We start from the raw sequence: 1,164 nt of genomic DNA, 5'->3' as shown, positions 1-1,164 counted from the left end.
TCGCCGGCCATGCCCTCGGCGTCGCGCTCGGCCGCCGCCGCGAGGTCGGCCGACGCGGTGACCTGGGTGCCGATCTCGGCGACCGACGCCGAGAGCTCCTCGGTCGCCGCCGCCACGGTGTCGGCCGACAGCGCCGCCTCGTGCGAGGCGTGGGCGACCTGCCGGCTCAGCGACGAGGCGTCCTCGGCCGCCCGGGACATGCCCTGCGCCGCCGCCTCGAGCTGGGTCGCGGCCGCCGAGACCGCCTCGACGATGCCGCCGACCCGGTCCTCGAAGCCGTCGGCAAGCTCCAGTGCGGCGGCGCGGCGGGCCGCCTCGGCGTCGGCCGACATCCGCTCCTGGACCGCGCGGCTGCGGCGGCGCTCGGCGACGTTCTCGCGGAATTCGACGGCGGCGGCCGCGATGGCGCGGACCTCGTTCGGGCCGCCCTGCGGGATCTCCACGGCGTCGTCGCCGCGGCCGATGGCGGTGAGCGCCCGCGACATCCGGGTCAGCGGCCGGGCCACCGCGGTGCCGAGGGCGAAGGCGAGGGCGCCCGACAGCAGGAAGATCGCGAGCGCCGCCCCCGACCAGATCGCCAGCGCCCGCTCGGCGAGCGCGCGGACGCCGCCGGCCTCCGCGGTGAGGTCGGCGGTGAGGCGGTCCTCGACCGCCTTGAGGCCGTCGATGCGCTGGGTCGCGAGGCGGAACCAGAGCGGGGCGTCGCGGAAGGCCAGCGGCTCGCCGGGCATGGTGTCGAGGGCGGCCTTGCGCAGGCGCGCCACCTCCTGCGCCGGGGCGGAGGCCTCGCTGGCGTCGAGCAGGGCGCCTTGGGCTGGCTCCGCCCGCGAGCGGAACAGGGTCTCGTAGGTGGCCTGGTCGGCCAGGAGCGTCGCGAGGCGGCGGGTCCCGGCGAGGTCGAGGCTGCCGGAGGCGAAGGCGGCGGAGGCCGCGGCGCGCTCCTGGCCGGCATACTCCTTCATCGTCAGGAAGGCGGCGTAGGACGCGGCGTGGTTGGCGATCCCGACATGGCCGATCACGCCCGACATCGCGCGGACCAGCCCGAGGCCTTCCCCGATCACGACGGTGTAGGCCGCGGCCTCCGCCGCCTTCGCCTCCGGCAGCCTCGACCTCGCCGGGACCCGCCGCCTCGCGACGCTCCTGGCCGACCAGGCCACCTACGAG

At 77.5% G+C, this 1,164-nt stretch carries 1 protein-coding gene; it reads right to left on the bottom strand.

Features of this window, described 5'->3' with window-relative positions; translation table 11 throughout:
* Positions 1–1,157, bottom strand: a 1,157-nt coding sequence (locus FV229_RS26925) for a nitrate- and nitrite sensing domain-containing protein (protein WP_147754826.1), incomplete at its 3' end; no start/stop codon positions are given.
* Positions 1,158–1,164 lie beyond the last annotated feature (7 nt).

This window comes from Methylobacterium sp. WL120, assembly GCF_008039465.1.
In the GTDB taxonomy this organism is placed as follows: Bacteria; Pseudomonadota; Alphaproteobacteria; order Rhizobiales; family Beijerinckiaceae; genus Methylobacterium; species Methylobacterium cerastii.
Note: the sequence above shows the minus strand (reverse complement) of the source record. Positions and strands in the feature narration are given on the sequence as shown.